At 66.0% G+C, this 25,876-nt stretch carries 22 protein-coding genes and 2 pseudogenes; 12 read left to right on the forward strand and 12 right to left on the reverse strand.

The window, feature by feature from the left end; all coding sequences use genetic code 11:
* Nucleotides 1–11: 11 nt before the first annotated feature.
* From DN051_RS39770 to DN051_RS45445, 3 genes are all read right to left on the reverse strand, one after another.
* The gene (locus DN051_RS39770; RefSeq protein ID WP_162625115.1) at nt 12–365 is read right to left on the reverse strand and encodes a peptidase inhibitor family I36 protein; all 354 of its coding nucleotides are present in this window, start codon (nt 363–365) and stop codon (nt 12–14) included.
* A gap of 225 nt (nt 366–590) precedes the next feature.
* Nucleotides 591–1,691 (reverse strand): hypothetical protein, encoded by a 1,101-nt coding sequence (locus DN051_RS39775; protein ID WP_112441844.1) that lies wholly within the window; start codon nt 1,689–1,691, stop codon nt 591–593.
* A 560-nt stretch (nt 1,692–2,251) separates the two neighbouring features.
* Complete coding sequence (locus DN051_RS45445) at nt 2,252–2,665, reverse strand: hypothetical protein (protein ID WP_162625116.1); 414 nt, start codon at nt 2,663–2,665, stop codon at nt 2,252–2,254.
* 754 nt (nt 2,666–3,419) lie between these two features.
* On the opposite strand from DN051_RS45445, the gene DN051_RS39785 reads away from it, so the two are divergent.
* The 3 genes and pseudogenes from DN051_RS39785 to DN051_RS39795 all read left to right on the forward strand — a co-directional run.
* Nucleotides 3,420–5,012, forward strand: coding sequence for an Rrf2 family transcriptional regulator (locus tag DN051_RS39785; RefSeq protein ID WP_112441848.1), 1,593 nt, complete (start codon nt 3,420–3,422; stop codon nt 5,010–5,012).
* 1,077 nt (nt 5,013–6,089) lie between these two features.
* Nucleotides 6,090–6,584: a TetR/AcrR family transcriptional regulator gene (locus tag DN051_RS39790; RefSeq protein WP_162625117.1), complete on the forward strand. Its 495-nt coding sequence runs from the start codon at nt 6,090–6,092 to the stop codon at nt 6,582–6,584.
* A gap of 271 nt (nt 6,585–6,855) precedes the next feature.
* Nucleotides 6,856–7,440: pseudogene (locus DN051_RS39795) on the forward strand (IS5 family transposase); the annotation flags it as partial.
* Nucleotides 7,441–7,822: 382 nt separating this feature from the next.
* Here DN051_RS39795 and DN051_RS39800 read toward each other — a convergent pair.
* A complete protein-coding gene (locus DN051_RS39800; RefSeq protein ID WP_053762666.1) occupies nt 7,823–8,473 on the reverse strand; it encodes an NAD(P)-dependent oxidoreductase in 651 nt (216 codons plus the stop codon).
* A gap of 855 nt (nt 8,474–9,328) precedes the next feature.
* On the opposite strand from DN051_RS39800, the gene DN051_RS39805 reads away from it, so the two are divergent.
* Entirely contained in the window at nt 9,329–9,580 is a 252-nt protein-coding gene (locus tag DN051_RS39805; RefSeq protein ID WP_112441854.1) for a hypothetical protein, read from the forward strand.
* A gap of 211 nt (nt 9,581–9,791) precedes the next feature.
* Here DN051_RS39805 and DN051_RS39810 read toward each other — a convergent pair whose 3' ends face one another.
* Nucleotides 9,792–10,283, reverse strand: a complete 492-nt coding sequence (locus tag DN051_RS39810) for a MarR family winged helix-turn-helix transcriptional regulator (protein ID WP_162625118.1) — start codon at nt 10,281–10,283, stop codon at nt 9,792–9,794.
* Between the two features lie 32 nt (nt 10,284–10,315).
* Here DN051_RS39810 and DN051_RS39815 point away from each other — a divergent pair, with 32 nt between their 5' ends.
* Nucleotides 10,316–12,466, forward strand: a complete 2,151-nt coding sequence (locus DN051_RS39815) for an MMPL family transporter (protein ID WP_199314822.1) — start codon at nt 10,316–10,318, stop codon at nt 12,464–12,466.
* A gap of 337 nt (nt 12,467–12,803) precedes the next feature.
* Here DN051_RS39815 and DN051_RS39820 read toward each other — a convergent pair whose 3' ends face one another.
* The 5 genes and pseudogenes from DN051_RS39820 to DN051_RS47975 all read right to left on the reverse strand — a co-directional run.
* A complete protein-coding gene (locus DN051_RS39820) occupies nt 12,804–13,418 on the reverse strand; it encodes a cupin domain-containing protein (protein ID WP_234389040.1) in 615 nt (204 codons plus the stop codon).
* Between the two features lie 222 nt (nt 13,419–13,640).
* Nucleotides 13,641–14,405, reverse strand: coding sequence for a pirin family protein (locus tag DN051_RS39825; RefSeq protein ID WP_199315029.1), 765 nt, complete (start codon nt 14,403–14,405; stop codon nt 13,641–13,643).
* 43 nt (nt 14,406–14,448) lie between these two features.
* On the reverse strand, nt 14,449–14,610 hold the full coding sequence (locus DN051_RS46000) for a hypothetical protein (RefSeq protein ID WP_199314824.1): 162 nt from the start codon (nt 14,608–14,610) through the stop codon (nt 14,449–14,451).
* 489 nt (nt 14,611–15,099) lie between these two features.
* Entirely contained in the window at nt 15,100–15,885 is a 786-nt protein-coding gene (locus DN051_RS39835) for a transposase (protein WP_246041181.1), read from the reverse strand.
* A gap of 3 nt (nt 15,886–15,888) precedes the next feature.
* Nucleotides 15,889–16,553 (reverse strand): annotated as a pseudogene (locus tag DN051_RS47975) (IS701 family transposase); the annotation flags it as partial.
* A 697-nt stretch (nt 16,554–17,250) separates the two neighbouring features.
* On the opposite strand from DN051_RS47975, the gene DN051_RS39845 reads away from it, so the two are divergent.
* The 6 genes from DN051_RS39845 to DN051_RS39875 all read left to right on the forward strand — a co-directional run bounded on the left by DN051_RS39845 (nt 17,251) and on the right by DN051_RS39875 (nt 22,243).
* Complete coding sequence (locus tag DN051_RS39845) at nt 17,251–18,261, forward strand: YncE family protein (protein ID WP_162625119.1); 1,011 nt, start codon at nt 17,251–17,253, stop codon at nt 18,259–18,261.
* 710 nt (nt 18,262–18,971) lie between these two features.
* Nucleotides 18,972–19,382 (forward strand): FAD-dependent oxidoreductase, encoded by a 411-nt coding sequence (locus tag DN051_RS39855; protein WP_112441864.1) that lies wholly within the window; start codon nt 18,972–18,974, stop codon nt 19,380–19,382.
* A gap of 211 nt (nt 19,383–19,593) precedes the next feature.
* Entirely contained in the window at nt 19,594–19,950 is a 357-nt protein-coding gene (locus tag DN051_RS45450) for a winged helix-turn-helix domain-containing protein (protein WP_162625120.1), read from the forward strand.
* 311 nt (nt 19,951–20,261) lie between these two features.
* On the forward strand, nt 20,262–20,648 hold the full coding sequence (locus DN051_RS46890; protein WP_246041182.1) for a transposase: 387 nt from the start codon (nt 20,262–20,264) through the stop codon (nt 20,646–20,648).
* Nucleotides 20,649–20,765: 117 nt separating this feature from the next.
* On the forward strand, nt 20,766–21,095 hold the full coding sequence (locus tag DN051_RS39870) for a hypothetical protein (protein ID WP_246040786.1): 330 nt from the start codon (nt 20,766–20,768) through the stop codon (nt 21,093–21,095).
* Nucleotides 21,096–21,400: 305 nt separating this feature from the next.
* On the forward strand, nt 21,401–22,243 hold the full coding sequence (locus DN051_RS39875; protein WP_112441901.1) for an IS5 family transposase: 843 nt from the start codon (nt 21,401–21,403) through the stop codon (nt 22,241–22,243).
* Between the two features lie 19 nt (nt 22,244–22,262).
* On the opposite strand, the gene DN051_RS39880 is transcribed toward DN051_RS39875, so the two are convergent.
* Both DN051_RS39880 and DN051_RS39885 read right to left on the reverse strand, forming a co-directional pair.
* Nucleotides 22,263–23,120, reverse strand: a complete 858-nt coding sequence (locus tag DN051_RS39880; RefSeq protein WP_112437615.1) for an arylamine N-acetyltransferase family protein — start codon at nt 23,118–23,120, stop codon at nt 22,263–22,265.
* Nucleotides 23,121–23,424: 304 nt separating this feature from the next.
* The gene (locus DN051_RS39885; protein WP_112437614.1) at nt 23,425–24,927 is read right to left on the reverse strand and encodes an FAD-dependent monooxygenase; all 1,503 of its coding nucleotides are present in this window, start codon (nt 24,925–24,927) and stop codon (nt 23,425–23,427) included.
* Nucleotides 24,928–25,275: 348 nt separating this feature from the next.
* Here DN051_RS39885 and DN051_RS39890 point away from each other — a divergent pair, with 348 nt between their 5' ends.
* Nucleotides 25,276–25,749: a VOC family protein gene (locus DN051_RS39890; protein ID WP_112437613.1), complete on the forward strand. Its 474-nt coding sequence runs from the start codon at nt 25,276–25,278 to the stop codon at nt 25,747–25,749.
* The last annotated feature ends 127 nt before the right edge of the window (nt 25,750–25,876 follow it).

Consider the following 25,876-nt stretch of genomic DNA (forward strand, 5'->3'; position numbering starts at 1 on the left):
GAACACTGATCTCAGCAGGCCCACGTGGCCATCGAGGAGTACCTGTCGTTCATTAGATACGAGACGTTCTGACCGTACCAGCCATAGACCATGTACTCGACGGTGCCCGAATAGTTCACATCATTGTAGAACGCCGCGCACCGGTCGGTGTTCTTCTGGACGGACGAAATGCTGTCGTTCAGGTTGACACCATTCGTGTAATAAAGGTGCCTGAAGTCCGAGTAGGCCGCGTAGGGGTCGAGCACGCGCGCGGAACCCGTGAAGTTGGCGTTCTGGTAAACGCAAATCTGATTTCCGCGGCATTCATATGCAGCGCTAGCTTGGGGTGCCACAACCACACTTGCCGCGAACGCCAGTGCCGTCATGGGAAGTACAGTAGCAAATTTCTTGATCATTGCAGGATTTTCCCTTTTAGATCGATGACGATACTGCAAAGCAGTGGCCCGGCAGAGTTGACAAGATTCAGTTCTGACGGGCAGGTGGACGAGCCCGCAAGGGCGTGTGAACTGAGGCGCCTTCGCGAGGGTTCCAGATCGTTCGGCCCGGGTACGTGGCGGACCCGGGCCGAATATCCCTGCGGAGGTCCTGAGTCAGCTGCCGCTGGAGCGCTGCCACACCGGGTCGAGGGCCATCTGCTTGAGTTGCCGGATGTCCAGTGCGGGTTCGCTGCGGTCGGGGGGTAGCCCGTAAGCGCGTGCATTGACCGCCGAAATCACGACGCGCAGGCCGTTCTTACGGAGGGCGTCGACGCTCCATTCGACCGCTCCCTTGCCGCCCCGGGGAGCAGCTCGCTTATTGATTCTGATGCGAGTGCCATCGGGCAGAGTGGCAGCCTTCTTGAACAGCTCTGTCATGCCGGAGTCGTCCGGCTTCCACCGCTGGACGTTGGAGGTGACGAGACTCTTGCCGCGGCTGTCGTCGACGACGATGTGACCAAAGCCCTCCGACCCGCCCCGCCGACTGGCGTGCAGATCTGCCGGCAGCAAGTGCTCGATGGTTCGGCTGATCTGTTCGCCGGTCATTCTCGGTGCCGATTCCGTCCGGGCGCCGGAGGGCGGCGCAGGGATCGAAGACAGAACGGGCTTCCAGGCACTCGAGGTGGCAATGTCCGAGATCTGCTTGAGGGTCAATGGCAGCGGGGTGTCACCAGCCGCTGTCTTGTCGCCGGGATCGCCGACCTCGGACACGTAAACATGCCCACCGTCCTTGTACGCCAGCAGTGTGCTGAACAGCCTTGCGCCGGACGGATCGTCCTCGTTCTTCGGCGACTGGTCCCGCACGAGGACTGCTCCACCGGGCAGTTGAGTCTCGGTGCATTGGCTGTACGGGTGGTAGGCCGTGTCAGGACACCGCATGACCTGCTCGGGAACCGGCACGGGATACTTGTTGAGGATCACCGTTACCTTCGCTGCCCTACCACCCCTGTCGAAGACCAGTTGGGCTGAGGGCGGCGGTCCCGACTTGTCGCCCAGCCCCTTACCCTGCTGCGACGAGAACTTCCCTTCAGGTAGCAGATTCTCGAGAAGAGACACCATGCGCTGGGCTGATACCGGCGTCGGGGCGGACGTAGGGGACTGGCCGTCAGCATCGATGGAGGTGCAACCTGCGAGCACAACGGCGCTCAGGCCAGCCGACAGGACCGAGGAAAATATGCGCCGCCGCTCTGCAAAGCTACCGTCCACCTGTGCCACACGGACACGAGCCGGAAGCCTTATGGCTGTCGCCGATGGAGATTTCCGCACTCGTGAACCGCCTGCAATCGTCGTGGAAATGGGTTGTGGGACCGACTGGCGAGGCCCCATGGAGTCCATAAACATTAAAGACCACCGCGTAACGGCTTTTCGGAAGGTTTGAACCGGGGAAGGCCGGAGTGTTGAGGGCACCTACAGCAATGACGCGCACACAGGAGCACGCAACCGGAGGAGCACAAAAATCCCGGCCGACATGGCCCGAGCGTCGGGGCTGGCCTCCACAAGCCATGGGTGTCCTAGTGCGAGTGAGACAAGATCTGCTATAGCGTGCCGCCGAATGGTGTGGCCGATAGCGCTATAAAATCCCAGCTCACAACCGGAACAGGGGCACACGGCGGCTGCGCTCACCGTGATGGGCCGTCAGCCTGTGGCCCTGGCGGCGAGCCGCCGTTCTGCCACCTGGCGGCTGATTATCGGTGAAGACTACAAGCGTTATCGGCTACACGGCTCTAATGGGGGCAAAAGCCTAGGAGAGTGTCGCTGCCGCCCCCGTTTCCGCGTCAGTTGTAGGCGGGACCATACGAGGAGATGGCGTCGTTGTAAGGGTAATTCAGCACGCTCCACGTAAACATGGGGTCGAAAAATCCGTAGGTTCCCGTATAATTCGCGTTATTCCACGTCTGGAGGCCGTATTCGTTCGTCTTGATGGACGAGATTGTGTCGTTCCACAAGTATTCGACGTAATTCGTCCATTCGGGCTTGGTGTAGCCGCCCAGGCAATAGCCTTGCGAACCCACCAGGTAGCGGCGGTCACACATTTGCCACTGGTGGATTGAGGCCGAGGTGGAGGCCGAGGTGGCCGAGGGGGAGGCCGAGGAGGAGGCCGAAGCTGAGGTGGAGGTGACGCCGACGAGTGCGCCGGCGCACGTGAAGGCTGCAGCAGCCCCCAGAGCGACCTTGTTGGGGTTTCGCATGTGCTCTCTCTTTATGGAAGGCCAGGCTTCTTTCGCTTGTCACGACAGAACAGCCCCGGCCGGAGAAGCTTGACCGTTCAAGCATATGAAATTGCGAATGCTGCGTCAAGTGCCGGTTCGTCCGGCCCCTGCTACCGGCCACGTATCCTTTCGTCACTCGTGGAACCGTCCGATGAAGAGCAGCCTCCCCGTTCTACTTCGGATGGCTGTGCATCAGGGTGAAGCGGTGGTTTCGGTTGCTTGTTGCTGGGCTGGGCCTGGCAGGGGCCCGACGACGCGGGTCGGGTTCTCCAGGGTTCCTCGGGTGGTGGGTGGCCATAGACGGGATCCACCCGGACCATGCGGCCGACGATCGAGGTCGACGCCGCCATCGAGACGGGGACGCCCTCCGGGGCCTGCCGGAACGTGAAGTGCATGTCGCCGAAACGCGAGTCTTCCCGGGAGCCGACGTCGATCAAGTCGATGGAGCGCTGCTCCCCGATGTCGACGTTGAGAACTCACGGCACCAGTGCGCGATTTGGTCACGGTCCTTGCCCGTGAGACGGCCCTGGCCTTCCGGTCGCGGCTGCGGCGGGGTGAGCGCGCCGAGATGAGCGTATCCACCGGGGGTGGCCGAGGGCGTGGCAGGGACCTGCCATCGCGCAGGTGTGGGATGGCAGTGCGGTGACGCCTGCGGGCTAGGTGTTTTCCTCAGTTGCGGAAAAACTCTCTGGAGCCTTACACTCCACGTTGTACGAACGAGTAGGAGCGGCGAATGGGCCGTGCATCGCCGCTCAATGCGGCCTGCCTGCCAGGCGACGAGCCGGTGCCCACGGTCCAGCTGGCCGCTGCTCATGACCTGTCACCCAGCCACCTGAACAAGGTGCTCCAATGCCTGGTCAGGGCTGGCATCCTGCAGTCCATGTCGGGACTGCGAGGCGCTTGCCGCTTGGCTCGCCCCCTGGCGACGATTTCGATGCTGGCCGTAGTGACGGCGGTCGAAGGCGATCAGTCGGTCTACCACTGTGCGGAGATCCGCCAGCATGGCACCGTCGGGGAACAGTTTCCGAAAGCAGCTTCTCCAGGCCCGCCCGGTGAAGACTGCAAACATTTGCCGCGCACTCGGCCCCACCTGAGTAAACGCACCTTGCACGAGAACTGGTACCAAATGTTGAGATGGCACCGCTGGCGGCTCATTATGGCCGCGTTCCTGGCGGTCATAGGAGTAAGCGTCACCTCGGTGGCGTCAGCATCGGCAGCCCCTTCACCTTCGCGAGATGGGGTCCCGATTACGATGAAGGGGACTGCGAGCCCCAGCGCGGACAAGAAGGCCAAGGTCTCGAGCGCGGCGAAGAAAGCCAAGGGCACGAGCACGAAGAAGAAGGCCAAGGACTCCAGCGCGAAGAAGGCCGGAGGCCCCGGCACAGCAGCTCAGTGGCCGTGGGAAAGGCCCCAGGGTCCGAACAACATCATCTCGAGCGACAGTGCCGCCGCCGCCACCGTGGCGGGGTCGAACAACCAGCTGAGGGTTTGGCGAGGGGAGGGTGGTGGGGCTACTCCCCTCTACTACTCCTTCGAAGGCGAAGACGCCCGAGAAATACCAGGTGGCGCCCGTACGGCCAACGCCCCGGCTGTGGCGTGGTTCGATGACTACATGTACGTCTTCCACCGGGGGACTGACAACCGCGTCTACTACATGCGTTACGATCCGGACTTCGGTGGCGACTGGCACGACGGCCAGGGATGGACCGCCCTTCCTCAGAGTGTGCTGACCCTGGCGACACCGTCAGTGACGTCGTACCACAGCCACACGAATCTGATGGTGACCTGGCGCGGCACGGACAGCCGCATGTACCTGGGACGACTGGACCAGAACCTTGGATGGCACGGCATGGGCGAAGTCGGCGGCAACGGCCTGACTCCGAGTTCCCCCGCGATCGCCGAAATGGGAACCATAGTAACCGCTCCGGAAAACGCCGGAGACTGGCTGCTGGTGGCGCACCGTGGCAACGACAACCACGTTTACCTCCAGGTCGGTATCTGGTTCCGAGGCCAGGATCACATCACATGGAATCCGAATTGGCACCGGTTGGGTGACTGGCGAACGAATTCCAGGCCGAGCATCGCCACTACTGGCACCACCAATCAGTATGGGCAGGTCAGTATTCGAACGCTGGACGACACCCTCGCCTGGATAGATCTTATCCAGACCGAAGGTGGCGAGGGCCTGTCCCTTGGTGACTGGATCAGGGACCAGGCTAACGCGGACCTCAGCTCTGCCCCCACCCTCTACCGGTTGGGATTCACCATCGTCGCTGTCGGCATGGATTGGTGGAACCACAGGCTGCAGGAGAAGCGAATCTGGTAATTTTTCAGTCCGTGCTGGCTCTTTCGTCAGGAGTCTGAAAGAGCACAACCAGCCCGACTGCATGTGAAGCCTCAGGTGGACGCATCTCGAAAATCCCCGTCCACCGAGGTTTCATTTGTGTGCACACCTGTCGAGGAACCGTCCGGCTCGTCATTCTCGAGCGTGATGCAGACCAGCGGGGTGGCTTTCGGGGCTGCCGGCTCAGAACCCAAACCCGGCAGGCGCTGGGCTCAGGCACTTCCCACGAGCCGGTCACGGTAGGGCTTGTGAGCGGGACGAACTTCAAGCGCTCTTCCCGGCTCCTCGGTCGTGCCGACGAGTAGATCCTCCGCCGTTGGCCCACAGCCGGACGCACGCGTGGCTTCTGCGTCGACAAGCTCCGCGTCGAAGATCGGATGGTTCGTTGCCGCCCGCGCCAGGCGACGTCGCAAGCCGTACAGACAGCCACCTTCGGCGGGCCCGATCCGGTACGGAAGTAGGGCCGTCGCGACTTTTGAAGCTTCTTGAGGGTGTGCGGGTGCCGATAAGGTGGTCTGCGAGCGACGAAAGGTGGCGGTCGCCGCCAAAGATGCCGTGGACCATCAGGCCACGTCAATGCCATGCGGTTCTCCGATCTTGCAACTGCAGCCGCACCCAGCTGCCCAGGCTCACCATGGTCCGCAGCGTCAAACGTCTTGTTCGACGGCCGCGGTGCACCGCCCGTCGTCAGGTCGGTCTGCCCCACTGCACGGCCCGGCACGTGGGCCGGTGATCCGGAGGTGTCGGATGAGGACCTGTTCAGGCAAGATGGTGTCCGGCCCGCCTTCTCGGCTTCCGCAGGGCTCGAGTCTGCATGATCGGCGAGAGGCGTGGTCCCCGTTTCGGCATCGCCGCCGGCCCGCCATCTCATCGGGCGATGCGAGTGCGCATCAGTCCTGATAAAGGGCCCGGCAGGATGAGCCGGGCGGGTCGGCCGCACAGAGGACGTGCGGACGTCTTGGCGTCGAGTCTGATCGGGAATCCGGGGAGTCTGTCATTTCTAAGGAAGCGCAGTCGCGTGATCGCGGAACCGCCAAGGACAGGATCCTTGACGCAGCCGTGGTCGCCTTCGCCGAGTCCGGATACGACGGTGTAGGACTGCGGGAGATCGCGGTGGCGGCCGGCGTGAACTCCCGCTTGATCAGTCACTACTTCGGTTCGAAGGAAGGCTTGTTCCGCGCTGTGCTTGACCGGGTCAGCGACGGTCCGTTCCTGCTGACCCCTGAGGGGGCGCAGGGGTTCATGACCGTCGATCCGCCCTTCGACGACCTTGCGGGCCTGCTGACGATGCTCCGCTCCACATCAAGCCGACAGGCCATGGCCATCATCCGCGGCGAGGTCGCAAACCGCTACGAGGCCGACCTGGCCGCAAGCCTGACGGGCCCGGACGCCCGCGGACGGGCAGCCCTGATCAACGCCATCACCGTCGGCATCCGCCTGATGCGCGAAGTCGTGGGCAACGAGGCGCTGAAAGGCGAAGACGCAGCAGCGATCGTTCCGTACCTGGACGCCATTGCACGGATCCTGTACGACGCCCCAGCCGATAAGCACTGAGCGTTGTCAGCGCTGCTGTTGCAGGCGGGGTCGACGATTCCCGAGGTCTGGGCTGCATCAGGAATCGCGTAGCAAGGGTGATCGGGCCAGCTGTTTCGTAACGCCACGGAGCCCCGGCGGGCAGCATTTCCGGGGGCTCCGCGGCGTATGGAGTTGCGCTGTTTCAACGATGCCACCGCTTCCGTGTCACGCGGCGGTCCGGGGGCTACCAGCGCATGTCGAGGGTGTTGAGGTCGTTACTGTCCAGGACCCGGGGGAACCTTAATGTGATGACCGTGGCGTCTTGGCCGCGATCGTCTATGTCGCTACCGCAGGCTGCACTTGGCGTCAGCTACCGCCGGTCGTCGGCGCCTCCCGGCAGACGGTGCACCGGCGATTCAACGGACTGGTCGCGAGCCCGGGTCTGGGCGAAGTTGCACCGCGTGGTGCTGGACCGGCTCGGCGCGGCTGGCGTGCTGGACTGGTCTCGCTGCGCGATGGACTCGGTCATTGTCTGCGCGGTCAAAAGAGGGCTCTCGACCGGACGGAGTCCGACCGATCGAGCAAAGTTGGGTTCGAGATTTACGTCATCTGCGACCTCAGCGGGTTGCCCATTTTGGTCGGCGTCTCCGGCGCCAACCATCTCGACAGCCAAGCTCTTATCCCTCAGATGCGCGGGATCCCTCCGATCCGTTCCCGCTACGGGCCCCGGCGTCGCCGACCGGGCAAGCTCCACGCGGATAAGGGTTACGACTTTGACCACCTGCGAGGATGGTTGCGCCGTCGGCAGATTGTGCCGCGCATTGCCGGCCGCGGCATCGAATCGTCCAGCCGCTTGAGACGGCATCGCCTGGCTGCACGTTCGCTGCCACTCTGGAGACGGCCCGCACCGCCCCCCGTGCACGGTGGCGGAGGGGAGATCTCTCCCCCCCCGGCGCACCGCGCACCATCACCGTGCGTAATGAGGATGGAGGGTGGCGAACTTGCCGTTCCGAGCCCCGTGGGCCGGGGTAGGCACGGTTCGCAAATGCGTGTCCTGCCGGACGCGAACGGACTGCCCTTACGGGCCGGGCTCTCCGCGGCTGACACCCATGAAAGTTTGCTCTGAAGCCGATGCTGTCCCATTTCCACATGGGACACGAATCCAGCCCCGGCGGCGTCCCCGTGCCGCCCAGGACGAACAGCAGTCGTGGGAAGAACGGGTAGCGATGGGCGGCGGACCTCCAGGACCACAGCGGCACCAGGCCCCCGAGAGGGGGTCAGTAGCCGACGGTGAAGCGCTCACCGGCGTGCTGGGGGTTTTCGATTTCGTCGATGAGGGCGACGGCGTAGTCCTCAGTGGAGATGCGGCTGTTGCCGTGGTCGTCGATGATCAGGTCGTCCAGGTCGGTGCGGTAGGTGCCGGTGCGTTCGCCTGGCTCGATGGATGCCGGGGGGCTGCAGTTCGTCCACGGCACATCGGTGACCGTGCGGTAGAGGTCCAGGGCGTCCCCGTGGGCGTGCATGACCTGGAGCAGGTCCTCGGGCAGGCCTTCCGCGTCCCAGACCAGGTCGCCGGTCGGGGTGCGCAGTGAGCCGGCACCTCCGACCGCGATGAGCAGTGGTGGGTCGTCCCCCGCTGCGCGGAGTCCAGCGATCAGCGATTCTGCACTGGGCCTGATGGTGGCGACGTGGCCTGGACCGTCACCGCCACCGACCGCGCTGACCACGACGTCCTGGCCGTGGGCGACGGAGGCGACGGAGGCGGGGTCCAGGACGTCGCCGGTGACGACCGTCAGGTATGTCCCGGACTTGGTGTACTTCGACGGGTCACGCACGACAGCGGTGACGTGATGGCCGCGGTTGAGCGCCTCGTCCACGAGGCGGGTGCCAATAGTTCCGGTCGCTCCGAATACGGCGATTTTGGACACGAGGCTCTCCCGTTCTCGTTGATCGACTCCCGGTCGCCTGCGCTGGACGTGTGGCGCTGCCCGCGCCCGCACAGGCCCGACAGTGCCTTATTCGCCATTTTAGGCAGATATTCCCGGTAAGCCGCGACGGCATTGTGAGCCGCGATAGCGATGCCGCCGTCCGCTCCGGCGCGAATCCCGCCCGTAGTCCGAGGGCCAAGACCTCACCACCAGCGTTCACACTTCCAGTCAGGGTGCCGACGCCGGGATCGAAACTGCGGATCGCGATCGTGACCTGGATCGAGAGGACCTGTCCCGATGCAGCCGCCCTCGGTGGCGACATGGAATTCTCCGGCGGCACCTTCGGATCCAGAGGCTTCATCCCGGTCCCGAAGCGGTGGGCGGTTGGGATCTGTCAAACACAGTGCGCTCATGGAGTCTGTTGCTCTGCTGACTCGGGGTCTCGGTCCGGATGCGGCGGCTGTACCAGCCGGGCGGACGGGTGCGGCGTTCGCGGAGTTCGGCGAGTTCTCGCTGGTCGGCGTGGGCGATGAGGCAGTGGGGCCAGCGGCTCTCCCGGCGGGTGGTGATCCAGCCGCGTTGATCCAGGCGTAGAGGGTGGAGATGATCATGTCCAGCTCAAAGTAGGGTGCTTGAGCCACCACTTGTTGGGGCCGGGCTCCGCGCCAGGTGGTGCAGGGCGGTGCCGGTGGACGCGGCCTGCGGGACAGGCGAGGCGGCGCATGAGGTCGCGGACGGTGGCTGCGGAGATCCGTTTGCCGCCTTTCGCGGGCCGGAATCCCTCGGTCTCCAGGCGGTCGGCGATCCCGTGGCTACGATGCCCTGGCCTGCGAGTTCGCGGATCCGATCGGTCAGATGCGGGTAGTAGCTGAGCTGTTCCAGCCGCTGGACCGGGCGGATATGACCTCTCCCGCTGTGGTGGTCCCGCCGGCCCAGACGATCGTGACCTTCACGCGCTCGCCGGTGCCGAGCACGGTGACGACGACCTTGTCGACGAACGCGCGCTCCTATCTGCGCTGCCCCGACGCGCCACGTTTGATCACCCCAGGAGCCCGGGTCCCGGGCCAGGCTTACAGTTCCACCGGCTCGCGGACGGTGGCGGCATGAGCAACCTGACCAGGACCTCCGCGGATGCGCCGCCACTTGGGCCAGCTCCGGGCCAGGGCTGCAGAATTTGGTGACTGGCATAACCGCTGCCAGCCCTCGGTATCGGCCCCTGCAGCGAGTCCGGCGGACCGACGCGGTCATGGGAGTCGCAGTCGCTCCTGGGCATGCCGCGGGAATCGGGGCTGGCCGCGGTGCGCTCGGCGGTGCCCGTTCAGATTTGTTCGACGTGGGCCTTCATGGCTTGGGCAATGGCATCGGTGAACCGGGCGATGACATCGAGCTCGCTGGCGTTGAACTGATCGAGTATCGCGTTGGTGGACTCGTCCAGTGGGCCGAAGAAGGCCAGGGCAGTGCGCATGCCTTCTTCTTTGTAGCGCAGCCGTACCTTGCGGTGGTCGTCCGCGTCCTCGCGGCTTCGGCGTACGTGACCGGAGGCTTCGAGGCGGTCGATGAGGTAGCTCGTCCCGGCAGACGACAGGCGCAGGTGACCTTGCAGCTCGCCGGGAGTCAGCGGAGTGCTGGCACCCTCAGCCGACATGATCGCCACTAGGGCGAACAGGTCTACTGGGCGCAGCTGGTGCTGGGAGGCGAAAGCGTGTGTCAGGCGGGTTGAGTCCGTCCCGTAGCGGCGCAGCGCGTCGATGATCCGCCATTGGCGCTGGTCGCTTGGGTCTTCACCGGGATAAAAGCCGTCGGTTGTCACGGGCACAGGATAGGCGGCGTTATGCTCACAACATGAAACTCTCAGAAACTGAGCGATCGGGGGTGGCGGCCCTTGCCCGCTGGTCCATCGCCCATCGGTGGACGGTGATCGTGGCCTGGCTGGTGCTGGCGCTCGCGGGGGCCGCCGCCGCGCAGTCGGACAGTCGGCTGTCGTTCGCCTTCGATCTGCCCGGGCAGCCTGCTTACGAGACCAATGAGCGCATCTTGGACTCGTTCGGTTCGGGCGGCAGCAACGCGCCTTTGATAGTTGTTGCCCGCCTTCCCGAAGGCGGTCTGTCCTCGCCGCAGGCGCAGAGCGAGTTGCACATCCTCGATGAGCGGGTGCGGCGTGCGGTGCCCGGGGCTAGGACGGCTTCGGCTGTCAGCGACCCTGCCGGCGCGGCGTCATTCGTGTCCAAGGACGGCCGCACCACTTTTGCCATGGTCTACCCGGTTCCTGATTTCACCAGCGCAGACCCCTACTCAAAAGCTCTCCCCGCCATCGAGGACGCGCTCTCGGCAATCCGGGTGGGCGGCGAACCAGTGCGCATCACCGGCGCCTCCGTGCTCGCGGCCGGCGGATCCAGCAGCAGCACCAGTGTGCTGGTGGAGACCATTCTCGCCGGAGTGGCAGCCCTCGTAGTTCTGGCGATCGTCTTCGGTTCCCTGCTCGCGCTGCTGCCGTTGCTCATCGCGGCAATAGCCATCCCGACGACATTCGTCGGCATATACGCCCTGACCTACGCCACGACCATGTCCACTCTGGTGCAGAACATCGTGGCCCTGGTCGGCCTCGGCGTTGCGATCGACTACGCCCTGCTCGTAGTTACCCGCTGGCGCGAGGAACGAGCCGCTGGCCGCTCAAACCGGGACGCGGTCCTGGCATCCGCTTCGACCGCCGGCAGCAGTGTCGTCTTCTCGGGGATCACGGTCACCGTCAGCCTTGCCGCGCTGGCTCTGACCAATGTGCCGTTCCTGCGAAGCATCGGCCTGGCTGGCATGCTCATCCCTCTCATCAGCGTCGCCGTCTCCATCACCTTGCTCCCCGTCATCCTTGATGCAGCAGGCTCCCGCCTGGAATGGCCCCGCAAACGCCCTCCCACCTCGGTCAGCCGCATGTGGACCACCATCGCCGCCTGGGTTGTACGCCATCGCATCGCCGGCACCGCTGGTTCCTTGGCTCTGATAGCGGCGCTCATCATTCCGGGTTTCTCCCTCCAGTTGGGTCAGCCGCAGGCCGCAGCACAAGCCACCACAGCCTCCGCCCAGGCCAGTGCCGGCCTGCAAGCGCTCACCGACTCCGGCATCGGGGCCGGCGTACTGCGCCCCACCGAAGTGGTTCTGCCGGCTGGTCGGTCCCTGACCGCGCCGGACGGCATCACCCTCGTCCGACCGGCAGCCTGGAACCGCGATGGCATTCACGTCGCCGCTGCCTGGAGCAGTGCCGACGCGTCCACGGATGCGGGGGAGAAGGCTCTGACGCAGCTGCAAGCCGCCGCCAACGTCGTACCCGGCGCACAGATCGGCGGCTCTCCGGCACAGGACCGCGATTTCATTGACGCGCTCTACGGCAGCAACCTGTGGATCATCATCGCCGTCATCACGGTGGTGACCTTCCTGCTGCTCAGCCGTGCCCTGCACTCCATCTGGCTGCCCGTCAAGGCCTTGCTGTTGAACGCCATTTCGCTTGCGGCTGCGTTTGGCGTCCTCACCCTGATTTGGCAAGAGGGGCACGGCTCAGGACTGTTCTCCAGCCCTGCCACCGGGGCGATCACCCTATGGGTGCCACTGGCCGTGTTCGCCCTGCTGTTCGGGCTGTCCATGGACTATGAAGTGTTCATCCTGACCCGCATCAACGAGGAATACGCCGCGGGCCATACGGCCGACAGGGCAGTCATCCGAGGCATTGGCCACACCGGACGCCTGGTGAGCTCCGGAGCCCTCATCCTCGTCTTCGCCTTCGTCGCCCTTGGCGGAGTGCCTCAGACCGACGTCAAGATCCTTTCGACCGGCCTTGCCGCGGGCATCGTCATCGACGCAACCATCATCCGCGGTGTACTCGCGCCGGCACTCGTCTCCCTTCTCGGCCACCTCAACTGGTGGCTCCCCAGGCGAGTTCAGCGAATCTTGCGCATCGCCCCCATCCGCCCGCAGAACCCACCTTCCTCCTCACCGCGAAAGTAGGTCAGCGCCACCAACGCTTCAAGTCCTTGATGTGTCCCGCTCGGCCTTCGGGCGCATCCGCGGATGCGGCGCCTGGGCCTCGGCGAGCACTCGACCGTGCTGCGTTTCGGAGTGCTCATGGCGGAGCTCCAACTCGCTATCGTGGCTCGACCACCTTGCCGGGGCTCGTTCTGCGTCGAGAACAGAAATGATCACTATTGGCCACCGGCATTCATCGTCGGGGCTGCCTCCACCGCCCCTGATGCTCAACGAACGTGACAGCCAGTCAGCCTGCGGAGGACAACATACTGCTCAAGTCGATCTTCTCCGGTTCCGACTGCCGGAGACGACCCTCTTCCTACGGTTGCGGGACCTTGAGCTCGTCTCCTGTGTTGGAGACGAAGACGACCAGCAGCTTCCCCGGTTCCGTCTCGCTGGTGTTCTCCGTCAGCACGTGGTAGGCGCCCGGCGGCTCGACCCAGTACTCGCCCTCCTTGTAGGTCTCCACCGGCTGTCCTTCGAGCTGGCTGCGGAAGGTGCCCTCGAGTACGTAGGCGTAGACGAACGCGTCGCCGTGACGATGCGGCACCGCGTGTCCGTTGGGTGGAAAGTCCACGGTCGCCGAGGTGAACGACTTTCCCTTGATGTTCGGAAGTTCTTGCTCGTAGGTGATCTTGAACGTCTCGTAGGGTCGCTCCGAAGCCGTCGCGGCGACCGGCACCTTGCCGCTTGCCCGTTGTGCAGCCGGGGCGCAGGACAGCGCCGTGGCCGCCAGACCAACGGCCAGAAAACCCCAAGAGAAACGCACCTTGACCATCACTGCTCTCCCATTCGGCCTTCCATGACCGGAATATTCACCCCTGGTCGGAAAGCGGAACGACAGGCGCGCCGGAGAAGGCAGCATCCAGACGCCGATGGTGGCGTGGCTGCCTCTGGTCGGCGGCATCGCGCGGATCGGCGTGCTGTGCGTCACCGCCGAGCGGCTCACCCCGGCTCTGCTGGACGGTGCCACACAGCTGGCCGCGGTGACGGTGTTGACTATTCTGCCCAAGAGCGGGTTCAGCGACCTGTTCAGCCGTTCTGCCCGCCGGCGCCCGATGACTACTGCGGCTGAGATGGTGTGGGCGTTTTTGCCTCCGCGCACGCTACGGAGTGCCGTCTCTCTGCGGCCACCCGCTGGGTGGCCCGTGCGCTGTTACCAGCCCCGGACAGTGGCGTGCATCTCCCATACGAGGATCTCCGCACCTGCAGGCTCTTCGGCCGTGATGCGCTGGCCGCCAGTTGCAGTGAAGCGCACCGCGTCCCCCTCCTGAAGCTTGCCTGTGCCTTCCAGGACGATTCTTCCCCTTGGCACGTACAGATGGAGGAAGGGAGCCTCGGGCAGTGCGACCGAGTCGCCTGACGAGAGCCGGGCCGCGTGCAGCGCTGCGTACTTGTTCCGGATGCGGATGGCAGTGGTGTCCGAGTGCTTGTCCATGCCGGAGGCGACGGTGGTCAGGCCACGGCGCAAGAGCTCGTCGTCGATCTCCAACTGTTCGTAACCCGGTGGGATCCCGGCCTCATCCGGTACGATCCACATTTGCACAAAGTGCACTGGATCGGAATGGGTGCTCCCGCCCTCCAAGCGCCAGGAGTCGTTCTTCTCCGAATGTAGAATTCCCGTTCCCGCACTCATCCTCTGGGCCAGACCAGGATAGATCAAGCCAGAATGTCCTGTGGAATCTTGATGTACTAAAGACCCCTGCAATACCCATGTGACGATTTCCATGTCCTGATGGGGGTGGGTCTCGAAACCTGTTCCTGCTGTGACGATGTCGTCGTTGCTGACCAGCAGAAGGCCGTGATGAGTATTTTGCGGGTCGAAGTGATGGGAAAACGAGAAGGAGTGTTTGGAATCAAGCCAGGACAGGTTTGTTCGGAAGCGTTCCCGGCTGTGTCGCACGTCGACGGTCGGTTGCATCATTGGAGTCAACGCCGGCCTCTGTCAGCGGGGATGTGAGCGGTCACAGCTTTGCCCTCCACAGGTTCGGCACGGCGATCTCAGGAACGTGGTCGCCGGAGGAGCCGACATGGAGCTGAGTGCAGTGCTGATCGGCAATCTCTGCACAGATCCCCGCCACTTGCTCACAAAGAGGCTCCCCGAGGTCCGCGGCGGTCAAGGCCATGATCATTTTGTACTTAAGATCCTCCACCCGTCCTCCCATGCTGCTGGCCTATCAGTACGCTATGTGAGCCCTTTGATCCTCGCCAGCCGGACCGTGGCGGACCTGCAGAGGTTGTAGCCCGAAGGGGAACGAGGGCGAAACAAGCCTGCGTCCCCGGCAGGTCGGGCGCGTGGACTAGCCGGCGGAGCGGATCCGTGCACGTCGAGCAACGTCGTGGCTCAGTACGGTTCAGCAAACACGGTGAATGCGTCGAAATTCTGGCGCCGGTCCCTGGGCATCGAGTCATTCACCGTTGTGGCGTCACTGCGTTCTTGTCGCGTATCGCTGCGCGCCTGGCGTTCGCGGCAGGACGGGTTGGGGCGGTCAAGCGGATGCGGCACGGCTCTCCGCGTGTGCATGGTGGAGTCGTCCGAGGCCCTGATCCTGGCGCGGCGCTGCCGGCAACATCCCTCGGCACCTTCACCTTCCTTCGGCGATCTTGCGGAGGTATTACTCCCGGCCGCGCCCATCGTTACGGATCTGGCAGACAGCGATGATGTGAAGCGCGCTGTTCAGAGCCCTGATGCCTCCGATGTTGAGCCGATGGCGTACCCGTTTGCCGCTGGAGGCGTCCAAGGGCGCGCTGCCGACGTAGCTGGCGAAGTGGTGGTCTGTCGGGAAGCGGCTGATGTCGCCGACATGGCCCAGGAGCTTCGCAGCCAGTACCGTGCCCAGCCCGGGCAGCGAGGTCAGGCTGGTTCGTGCGGCAGCGAGAGCATCGCGCATCTGGGCCTCGTTGTCCTTGACCTGCCGGTCAAGCCTGCGCAGGTCGGCCAGCAGATCACGAGCGATGTCCCCAAGGCAGTGGTCCGTCGCAGTGGCCGGCCGGATGCCCTTCATCAAAGTCGCGGCCTTCTCTGCCGAAAGCCGGGTGCGGGCACCACCGGGCAACAGGTCGCGAAGGACCGCGTGGAGACGGTTAACGATCCGCGTCCGCTCGCTGGTCAGGTCGTCGTGCCGCTCGGTCAGCAGCCGCAGGATCGTGGACTGGTCCTCCGCGGTGACCTTGCGCAGATCGGTGCGGAAAACCGCGACTTGGGCTACGTGGAGAGCGTCCGCGGGGTCGGTCTTCCGGTCCCCGCCGGTGGCCAGAAGACGGGCCCTGGCCGACAAGGTGGAAGGCACGTCGACGACATCCTCGCCCGCAGCGGCCAGCTGCTGAGCGAGAGACCGGCCGAGACCGCCGGTACCTTCGACCGCGAACCGGCGCTCGGGCCACTGTGCGCACCAGTGCAGAAGCTGGCCATAGGCCCAGGTGCCGTCCGGGGCTTGAGGGCCATCACGAACGACAGGCCGACGGCGTACAGGTCTGAGCGGAAGCTGTCTGGGTCGCCGTAGGCGCAGTCCGCGGCCACCGCGCGGAAGTCCAGCCCGGCCGCCTTGGCCTGAGCGGCCAGGTCCGCCGCGATCTGCAGTTTGGTGCGGAAGTCGGGTTCGCTCTTACCGCGGGGGGAAGTGATGGGCCGGAGTATAGGGACGGGCATGCACCGGGTAGTAGACGCGCTTATCCGACCAGCAGGTGGTCACGGTGACCACGCCACGGTCGATCTTCCCGACCGAGCCGAGACACTGCTTGCCCACGTGCGCGGTCGCCGTCCTGTCCTTGCGGTCGCCGGGGTCATCCACCACCAGTACCCCCTCCGGGTGCGGGGCGGTGGCTGGGTCGGCCCGCAGCAACTCGAGGCGACGGGCATTGACCGCTTCCTGGCTCCAAGCCGACTCGAACAGGAAGAACACTGCACCGTCGCGTGCTGGGCACCGGCCACCGGTTCGGCACCGGCCAGGCAGGTCAGCGTCTTGTTGCGGTCCCGGGGCAGCAGCAGCCCGGCCAGGTACTGGCGAAACCCACGCCGCTGGGCCAGAGTGCCGAAGAGATCATCGAAGCGGACGGCGTACGCTGCCAGCGGATGGTGATGGCGAACTTCGGCTGCACGCCGGAAGGTGCCTGGGACATCCCGGTGGCCGTCTTCCAGCACGCGCGCGTCAGGTTGCGCACGGTTGCCGAAGCCGTCACTTCGACCGCTACCGGGCAGTCGATGCCAGCAGAGCTTCAGGCTCACTTCGTGAGGGCGGTGCAGGTGTGGCGCGCCGATCGGGACCACGTACGTACGTCGATGGTGAGGCCTCCATCGTGGGAGTGGTGCCGACCTGCGGTCCCGGTGGTGCGCGAGATGAGCTGGGCGGTGGCTACAGGACCGCAGGCTCCCTCCAGATGACGCGTTGCTCGGGGTCGTGGGCGGGCCGCCAGATGAGTGCTGACGCCGACGGGCAGCGCCAGCCTCCTGATGACGCCGCCCCACATCCGTCGCGGCTCTAGCCATGCCCCATGGCGGGCGAAACGATCTATACGTCGCTGGTAGGACGAAACGAGGCCGATCCGTGCAGTTGCCAACCCGTTCGCCACGCCTGTCTAGCGACGGCGCGGCACCACGTTGAGGATGCTCTTGCTACGGCCGGTTGTTGGAGGGGGCTGTACCGGCCCCCTGCGCAACAGTCCGTTCAGGAGATGCGATGTCCGTAACCCAAGACAGTCTTGAGTGCACGCCAGCTAGGTGTACGAGGGGTAGACCGGCGCCGTTGTGGCACGCGCGAGTATGGCTGGTGGGCATCCTGGTGGCGGTATGCACCGCGCTGCTGCCAGGTATCGCCCCGCAGGGGGCAGTAGCCAACCCCAAGCCTCCCCAAACCGTCAGCCGCGCCTATGTGACCAACTTTGACACCGACACGGTGACGGTGATCAACACCGACACGAACGCGGTGCTCACCACCATCCCCGTTGGCGAGACCCCGATCGACGTGGACGTAGACCAGGGTCGCGCCCGCGCCTACGTAGTCAATCGCGAGAGCGGCACGGTGACGGTGATCAACACCACTACGAACGCGGTGCTCACCACCATCCCCGTCGCCAACGCCCCGACTGACGTGGAGGTAGACCCGGGCCGCGCCCGCGCTTACGTGACTAACGCGGCCGACGACACCGTGTCGGTGATCAATACCGACACGAATGCGGTGCTCACAACCGTTCCCGTCGGTACCGGTCCGACGGGCGTCGCGGTGGACCCGGCTCGTGCCCGCGCCTACGTTGCCAACAGAGAAGACGACACCGTGTCGGTGATCAACACCGACACGAACGCGGTGCTCACGACCGTCCCCGTCGGCGCCGGCCCGTTCGACGTCGGTGTAGACCCAGGTCGCGACCGCGCCTACGCGATCAACCAGTCCGGCAATTCGGTGTCGGTGATCAATACCGACACGAATGCGGTGCTCACAACCGTTCCCGTCGGTACCGGTCCGACGGGCGTCGCGGTGGACCCGGCCCGTGCCCGCACCTACGTTGTCAACGCGGAAAGCAACACGGTGACAGGTATCAACACCGACACGAATGCGGTAGTCGACACCCTCACCGTCGGCGACGAACCGGCCAGGGCAACGGCGGACCCGTCCCGCGCCCGCGTGTACGTGACCAACTACGCGTCCGGCACGATCTCGGTGATCAACACCAACACTGACGAGGTGGTCGACACCATCGACGCTGGCGACGGCCCGGTCGGAGTGGCCATCGTGAGCTTGAGCTCGGCTCGTGAGGGCAAGTGCAGCGGTATCTGCGCCTGACGGACAGACACCGCTGTGAAGCGGAAGGGGTGCCCGGTTCTTCTGGGCACCTCTTCCGGTGCCAGACGCATGGGGTGGGCCTTGCGCCGTAGGCCGGTGGAGTCTGATTCGAAGATCCACCACCCCCGCGCGGTCCGGGACAACACCGCCCCCGCACCGCCGACGCCAGGTGCGTCATCGAGGACTCGCCGTCGCCGCCTTCCACTTCGGCGGGTCTTCGGCGCCAGTCGCCTGTCCCGTTGCTCGCCGACCAAAGATCGTGATCGGCCATGCGGGCGTAGAGTTCTCGGGTTCCTGTGTCGTTCGAGTTTTCCAGGGTGCGGGTGTCGTGGCCCCAGGCGTTGAGCGTGTCCAGTGCGCGGTCGCGTTTGTATCGGTCTGTGCGGGTGCTGAGCACGCCGTTCTTCGCGCCGGCTTGCGGGAGTCTGCACGCCGACATGTGTTCGACTCACCCGGCCACGACCTGGTGCCCCTGCTCTTCGTCGAAGTCGACGACGGCACCGAGGCGCCGATCGTCGCACCCAAGATCGAACGCTACGCCCGGTTCTTCGCTCGCCGCGCCACCCTCTCCGGCGGTGAAGTCCCGCTGTGGTGGACCGTCTGGCCGACCATGCCACGCCGATGGTTGGGCAAACTTTGGCCTGCTCGCGGACACCCGCACTACGACGAACGGGCCCGAGGTCGAACAGGCCCTGGCGGGCGCGGACCTGGTGTCGCAGCCACGGGCCGCGGCGGTCCGTAACGCCCGTAGGCAGGCCCACGGCCCGGGGTGGGTCCTGGCCGGGGATGCCGGCCACTACAAGGACCCCGTCTCGGCGCAGGGCATCTCCGATGCCTTCGCCGATGCCTATGTGCTCGCGGACGCCCTCGACGCCGGGCTCTCGGGCTCCACGGGCCTCGACAGTGCGCTGGCTGGCTACGCCGCGACCCGGGACGCGCAGCGCCTCGGGGCCTTCGCGTACACCTGCGAGCAGGCCGAACTGCGCCACTTCGGCGCCGGCGTCCTCGGCGACCTGGCCGGGACCGCCGCCGATGAGCGGGCCGTCGAGGCATTCCTGAACACCTTCGTCGGCTGCGACGCCCCCTCGGACCCGGGCTGGCTCGGCGAGTCCCACTACTGATCTTTTTGTAAGTTTGGTGGGTGTGGTGGCCTTGCGGCTGGGAGGCTGTCGGGGTGGCTTATCAACCCTCGGCTTCGGCTGCCGGCTCGCCTCTTCCTCCTTTGTCGCGACCTCAGTTGGCGGAGGCACGTCGTGTGCGTGCGGTCGGTTGTTCGAGGTGGGCGCCTCGAATGCGGAGATCGCACGGGCGGTGGGTGTGTGTGCCGAGAGTGTGCGGCGTTGGCGTCGGGTGTGGGAGGAGGGCGGCGTTTCGGCCCTGCGGCGCCGTGCGGCCACCGGTCGCCCACCCAAGCTGGACGACGCCCAGGTCGAGACCGTCCGGGCCGCGTTGATGCGAGGTGCTCAGGCTCATGGATTCGAGGCCGACCTGTGGACCCTGGAACGAGTCGGCGCCGTCGTGGAGCGGGCGACGGGAGTGGCGCTGTCGAGGGCGTCGGTGTGGCGACTGCTGACCGGCTGGCTCGGATGGAGTTTGCAGCGGCCCGAGCGGAGGGCGGTCGAACGGGACGAGTCGGAGATCGCCCGTTGGATCGCGCACGAGTGGCCGCGCATCAAAAAGGGGCCGTGAACACACGTGCCTGAATCGTGTTCCTCGACGAATCAGGTGTCTCCCTGCTGCCCCCCGGATCCGCCGCACCTACGCACCACGAGGTCGAACCCCTCTTCTGCGATACCGCCTGAACTGGAAGCGCGCGTCGATGGCAGGGGCTCTGGGCTACCACTCCACCGACCCCGAACGCGGGGCCCGCCTGTGCTTCCACCTCAAACCCGGCAGCTACGACACCACCGCCCTCATCGAGGTCCTGGAACAGATGAAGGCGTTCTACCGCGGCGAGCATGCTGGTCTGGGAGGGCCTGTCCGCTCACTGGAGCCGGGCGATGCGGGCTTGGGTGGCCGAGCAGGACTGGCTGACCTTGGAGCGATTGCCCGCCTACGCTCCCGAGCTGAACCCGGTGGAACTGCTGTGGTCCTCACTCAAGAAGCGTGAGCTCGCCAGACCTCGCCGGCGACCACCTCGCCGATGTCGCCGACGCCACCGAACAAGGCATCCACCGCGTCAACCACAACCCACGACTGCCGTGGTCCTTCCTCGCCCACACAGGCCTGACCATCCACCCACCACACCCACCGAACTTACGAAAAGATCAGTAGTGCCGCGGCAGGCAAACGTTCGCCCCGTCGCGACGCCCGGCACGCCGCCCCCACCGCCCGAAAGGCAGCACGCTCCCCACTCTCCGTTGTCGGCCGCAGTGCGGCGGATGTGAAGTCAGCGTCTCGACCTGACGACCAGCCGTGTCTCCGACAACTGGCGCTTCGGCACAGGCACGCGCACCTCGTGGACGTTCCGCTCGGACACCACCACCGCCAAGGCGCTGCTGCCGATGCTCCAGCTCGACTACGACGTACCGGTCGACGTCCGCAACGCGGTGGGCTCGCAGCGCAAGCACACTCTCGGTCTGGGTGTCCGCATGCAGGACGGCATGCCGGCTCCGACAGGTGTCTCGCTCAAAGTCGAGGCCTCGTACGACGACGGCAGGAACTGGACCCGGGCCACCACGGCCCGCAAGGGCAGCGGCTTCACCGCCACCGTCGCACGGCCCTCGCGTGTCCACGGCGACGCGTACGTGACGCTGCGCGTGACCGCGACCGACGCGGCCGGGAACAGCGTCACGCAGACGGTCGACCGCGCCTACCAGCACCGCGGCGCCTGAACCGCACGGTGACCACACCGCGGCCCTGACCGGCCGCGGCGCGGCGGGTGTCGGATGCCCCCAGGCCCCCGGCACCTGCCGCGCCCTGGCCGACCGTACCGGGTTCGGCCCGTATGCGATCGACCTGCCCGGCCAGGACCCGAGGGTGTGCGCGAGCGCAATCGGTCTCAGTTCGGCGACTTCGGGGCCACTTAGAGCGCCCGGCGGTAGGCGTGTCTCGTTGATGAAGGCGACCCCGGAAGTCGAGCAGGCACGAGCCATGGTGATCATGGAGTTCTCTACGCTCAGTGATCACCGGAGGGCCCGTGCCTGTCCTGCCATCATGCCTGCTCGAACCCCTGTGGGACCAGTTCGCGACGCTGTTACCGGAGCACGTGGACAGCCACCCGCTGGGCTGCCACAACCCGCGCATCGCGGACCGCGTGGTGTTCGACCACGTAATCGCCGCCCTGGTGCACGGCTCCGGCTACGAGCGTGTCGCAACTCCTGGATGCTCGGACCGCACCATCCGACGACGAGTCGCCTACTGGGCCCAACTCGGAATAGCCGGGCAGTTGCACGCCCTGGTGCTTGAGGCGTACGACCGGATGATCGGCCTTGAGTTGAGCGAGTTGTCCGTGGACGGCTGCATCACGAAGGCTCCCTGCGGTGGCGAGGCCGCCGGGCGCTCCCCAGTGGACCGGGGCAAGCAGGGCCTCAAGCGCTCGGTGGCCACCGAGGCCCGCGGCATCCCGCTCGGCATCGTCTCAGCCGGGGCCAGCCGGCACGACTCACCGCTGCTCGTGCCCACCTTGGAGGCCGCGAAGGAGCAGGTCGGATGCCTGCCAGATCAGGTCAATGTCAACTTGGACCGTGGCTACGACAGCCACAAGACCCGGGCCGCATTGTCGGAACTCGGCTTCACCGGCGAGATCGCCCGCAAGGGCGTGCCCGCTCCCATACAGGCCGGCAAGAGATGGGTGGTCGAGCGCAGTCACGCGTGGATGAACGGCTTCGGCAAACTGCGACGCTGCACCGAGAAACGCAGCCGGGTCGTCGACTTCTACCTCTACCTGTCCGCCGCCATCGTCACGCTCCGTATGCTCATCCGCCGCGCCACCCCGCTCTACCGATGGGACGGTCGCCCCACTACCAAACGCCTGAAGTAACGCCTACTGCCGGGTGCTCTTACACTCCGGCCAGCCGTGCCGTCAGCAGTTCCGGCATGCGGTCCAGGACGATGCCGAAGTGGTCCCGGTAGGCTTCCAGGACGGTTTCCTGCGGCAGTTCGACCTCGCTGCTGTGCCCGCCGTCGGTGATCACCAGGCGCTGTCCGCTGATCGTGACCCGGCCGTTCTCGGTGGGCAGTGAGCAGACCAGGTTCTGGGTGAAGTGCGCCTGCGGAGCGTTGCTGTGCCACCAGCAGGCTGTCGTGAAGTCGGAGAGCGCCCGCGGGCGGAGTTCGACGCGGTACTGCAACACGCCGTCTCGATAGACGTCCAGGTCACCGTCGGGTCCGTCCTCGATGCGATAGACACCGCCGGGTCCTCGCTGCTCCGCCCGGTCGTCCAGGCGGAGCGGGAACTCGATCTGCCGCCCGAACCCCACGTCCACGAGATAGGGCTCGCCCTCCGCATCCACGCGTAGGGCGAGGTGGTCGAAGGGCGGGCCGAACCCGTCGCCCAGGAAGACCCGCGCGGACAGCAGGCTGACCCGGTAGCCCAGAGTGGTCAGCAGCGCGGCGAAGGCACCGTTCGACTCGTAGCAGATGCCGCCGCGCCGCTCCCGCGCGATCTTGTCGACGAGCGATCGGGCATCGAGTGCGATCTGCTCCCCGGCATGGATGCCCAGGTTCTCGAACGGCACGGTACGCACGTGCCTGAACTGCAGGTCACGCAGATGCGCCGCGTCCGGCCGGCCGGGACGCGCGGCACCGATGCGCTCGAGGTAGCTCGTGACCCGGGCCTCGTCGATGTGGAGGTGGCTCGGCTGGTCCCCACTCTCCTTGTCCGGCACGGTTTCGGTGGCGGTTCGGTGTTCGCTCATGTTGTTGTCGTCCTTGGTTGTCCGGACCCACGGCGCTGCGGCGCGGCAAGCGGCATCAGAGGTCCACGGTTCGCACGAGGGCGGCGGCCCGTCCGGGCGGCGTGATGCGGCCAGGTGGCCGGGGCGTCCCCCGATTTCTCGCCCTCAGCCATTTACTTGACCAGTCAACATTCTAGATCCCGTGTCGTTCGCTAATCAACCGCAACGGGTTCCCCGCGGCGCGGGCCGACGGGCCGACGGCGGGCGGCCGCCGGTCGGGGCGCGCCTCCAGCCGTGCCACCCGTCCGTGAAGGTGCGGTCGGCACTACGCGGTGTGCTCCGGCCCGGTCACCCCCGCCACGGTGAGCGCCGTGCTCGCCGCGGCCGTCAGACGCTGGTCGTCCGTCTCCTCGCAGGCCCAGGCCACATGGCCGTCGGGTCGCACCAGCGCGGCGCGTACGCCGCTCCAGTCCGCCCGGTCCTCGGTGAGCGCGCCGGTGTACGGCGTGACCATCCGCTCGCCAGGCACCGCACCATCCGTGGCCTTCACCACGAGCCCGTCCGTGAGATCGAGCAGGACGTGACGGCCCGGTCGCAGCTGTGTCAATAGGCTGGTGCCCCCACGGAGTCGGAGGTCAGGTGTCCTGCGGCCCACGAGCGGATGGGCGTCGGGGGAGTCCGGCGGGTAGGCCACCGACAGCGCCGAGACAGCTTCGGCCAGGTACCTCGAGAATTCGGGCTGCCGCTCGATGGCGTTGCCCAGGAAGGAACGCAGGCTCCTGCCCTGGGGTGTCCAGGCCGTCATCAGGACGCTCTGGGCGTCGGTCGCCTCCAGGAGTTCCGCGCCCACGGGACGGCGCTCCTGTTCGTAGCTGTCCAGAAGTCCTGCCGGCGCCCAGCCCCGCAGCGTGGCGGCCAGTTTCCAGCCTAGGTTCCACGCGTCCTGCAGTCCGAGGTTCAGGCCCACGCCGCCGGCCGGGAGGTGCCGGTGGGCGGCGTCCCCGACGAGCAGGACACGGCCCGAGCGGTAGTGGTCCGCCAGTTTCGCGCCGTTGCCGGTGCGCGACACCCACTGCGGATCGCGCAGGCCGAAGTCGGTGCCGGCCACGGCAGCCGTCTTGGCGCGGAGTTCCTCGACCGTGTAGCCGGCCCATTCGGCGCTACGGTCCTCGAGGTCGAGACCGCCCACGCGGTACACGCCGGGTGACATCGGCACGATCATCAAGGTGCCTCTGGCGTTGACATGGGAGAAGGGGATCGTGTTCGGGGGTTCGTCGAGAGCGACGTCGGCCAGCCATCCGTACCAGGTGGAGTCGGTTCCGGAGAGCCCGATACCCGCGCTCTCACGGACCGCGCTGCGGGTGCCGTCGCAGCCGACCAGGTAGTCGGCTTCGAGCGCGTATCCGCCGTCGGGTCCCTGGACCTGGGCGAGGACCGAGTGCGGCTTGTCCGTGAGCCCGGTGAAGGTGTGCCCGCGGCGGATGTCCGCACCCAGCTGGAGCGCGTACTCCTCCAGCAACTCCTCGACCTTGGGCTGCGGCAGCATCAGGGTGTACGGGAAGGGGGTGTCCAGCCTGCTGAAGTCCATGCGCTGATCGAGGAGACCGAAGTGGCCGCTGGGGATCCGCTTGCCCTGCCGGACGAAGCGGTCCGCTATGCCACGCGACGCCCAGACCTCCATGGTGCGGGGGTGGATGGTGAATCCCTTGCTGTGCGGAGAGCGTTCGGGGAGCTGTTCGATGACGGTGACGTCCACTCCCCGCAGTCGCAGTTCAGCAGCCGTCCACAGTCCGGAAGGGCCACCTCCGACAACGATCACGCTACCCACGGCATCCTCATTCTCCGGTTCGGATCTTCCCTTGCGGCCGGAAGACAGGGGGCGGTGTGTGCCTCCGAGCGTTCATGCCGCCACCACGCCTACATTACTTGACGGATCAAATATATGGGGCGGTGGGTCGTCGCGGGCGCGGGCGGCGTCTCTGCGCCGGCTCGGCCGGTGAAGCGCCAGGCAGTGAAGGCGCGCTCGCTTCGAGCACGAGTCAGCCACCCGTGCCCGTCGCAGATCCGCCCTGTGTCCCGCCCGCACTCCGTTCCACCGTCGGATACCCCCGTCGGTTTGAGCCCGGGACGCGCACGGTACGGACAGTTCCACCACTCACTGCGAGGACTCAACGCCATGGACCTGAAGCTCGAAGTCATTGTGCTGCCCGTCTCCGACACCGACCGGGCCAAAGCCTTCTACGAAGACCTGGGCTGGCGCTTGGACCTGGACACGGGCCCCAGTGACGACTTCCGAGGTGTGCACTTCACGCCCCCGGGCTCCGGGTGCTCGATCATGTTCGGTGAGGGAATGACCGCTGCCGCCCCGGGCTCGGTGCAGGGCCTGTACCTCATCGTCTCCGATATCGAGGCGGCCCAGAGGGAGCTGAGGGAGCGGGGTATCGACGTGAGCGACGTGTTCCACGACGCGGGAGGGGTACTGTTCCACGGCCATGAGGACGGAGACGTGACCCACCGCCTGCCGGGCCAGGAGCGCTTGGCGGGCCGACACCCGCAGGGCACCAGTTACTCGTCCTTTGCCACCTTCGCGGACCCGGACGGAAACGGCTGGGTCCTCCAGGAGATCACGGAGCGGTTTCCCGGCCGCTGATGGCACGTCATCGAGCGGCCCGTGCTCGTCAGACGCCGGCCCGGGGCCGATGAGACGGACGAGGGCGGCGTAGGCCGACGCGATGTCGGTGTACGCCGCCCTCGCACTACCGGGCGATCAGCATCCG

The organism is Streptomyces cadmiisoli, from assembly GCF_003261055.1.
GTDB classification, from domain to species: Bacteria; Actinomycetota; Actinomycetes; order Streptomycetales; family Streptomycetaceae; genus Streptomyces; species Streptomyces cadmiisoli.

What these genes read in the sequence shown, in the direction of transcription:
- DN051_RS39770 (WP_162625115.1), bottom strand. Translation starts at nt 365, where the DNA reads ATGACGGCACTGGCGTTCGCGGCAAGTGTGGTTGTGGCACCCCAAGCT.
- DN051_RS45445 (WP_162625116.1), bottom strand. Translation starts at nt 2,665, where the DNA reads ATGCGAAACCCCAACAAGGTCGCTCTGGGGGCTGCTGCAGCCTTCACG.
- DN051_RS39785 (WP_112441848.1), top strand. Translation starts at nt 3,420, where the DNA reads ATGGGCCGTGCATCGCCGCTCAATGCGGCCTGCCTGCCAGGCGACGAG.
- DN051_RS39805 (WP_112441854.1), top strand. Translation starts at nt 9,329, where the DNA reads ATGCGGGTAGTAGCTGAGCTGTTCCAGCCGCTGGACCGGGCGGATATG.
- DN051_RS39815 (WP_199314822.1), top strand. Translation starts at nt 10,316, where the DNA reads ATGAAACTCTCAGAAACTGAGCGATCGGGGGTGGCGGCCCTTGCCCGC.
- DN051_RS39825 (WP_199315029.1), bottom strand. Translation starts at nt 14,405, where the DNA reads ATGCAACCGACCGTCGACGTGCGACACAGCCGGGAACGCTTCCGAACA.
- DN051_RS46000 (WP_199314824.1), bottom strand. Translation starts at nt 14,610, where the DNA reads ATGGCCTTGACCGCCGCGGACCTCGGGGAGCCTCTTTGTGAGCAAGTG.
- DN051_RS46890 (WP_246041182.1), top strand. Translation starts at nt 20,262, where the DNA reads ATGCGGGCTTGGGTGGCCGAGCAGGACTGGCTGACCTTGGAGCGATTG.
- DN051_RS39870 (WP_246040786.1), top strand. Translation starts at nt 20,766, where the DNA reads ATGCTCCAGCTCGACTACGACGTACCGGTCGACGTCCGCAACGCGGTG.
- DN051_RS39880 (WP_112437615.1), bottom strand. Translation starts at nt 23,120, where the DNA reads ATGAGCGAACACCGAACCGCCACCGAAACCGTGCCGGACAAGGAGAGT.
- DN051_RS39890 (WP_112437613.1), top strand. Translation starts at nt 25,276, where the DNA reads ATGGACCTGAAGCTCGAAGTCATTGTGCTGCCCGTCTCCGACACCGAC.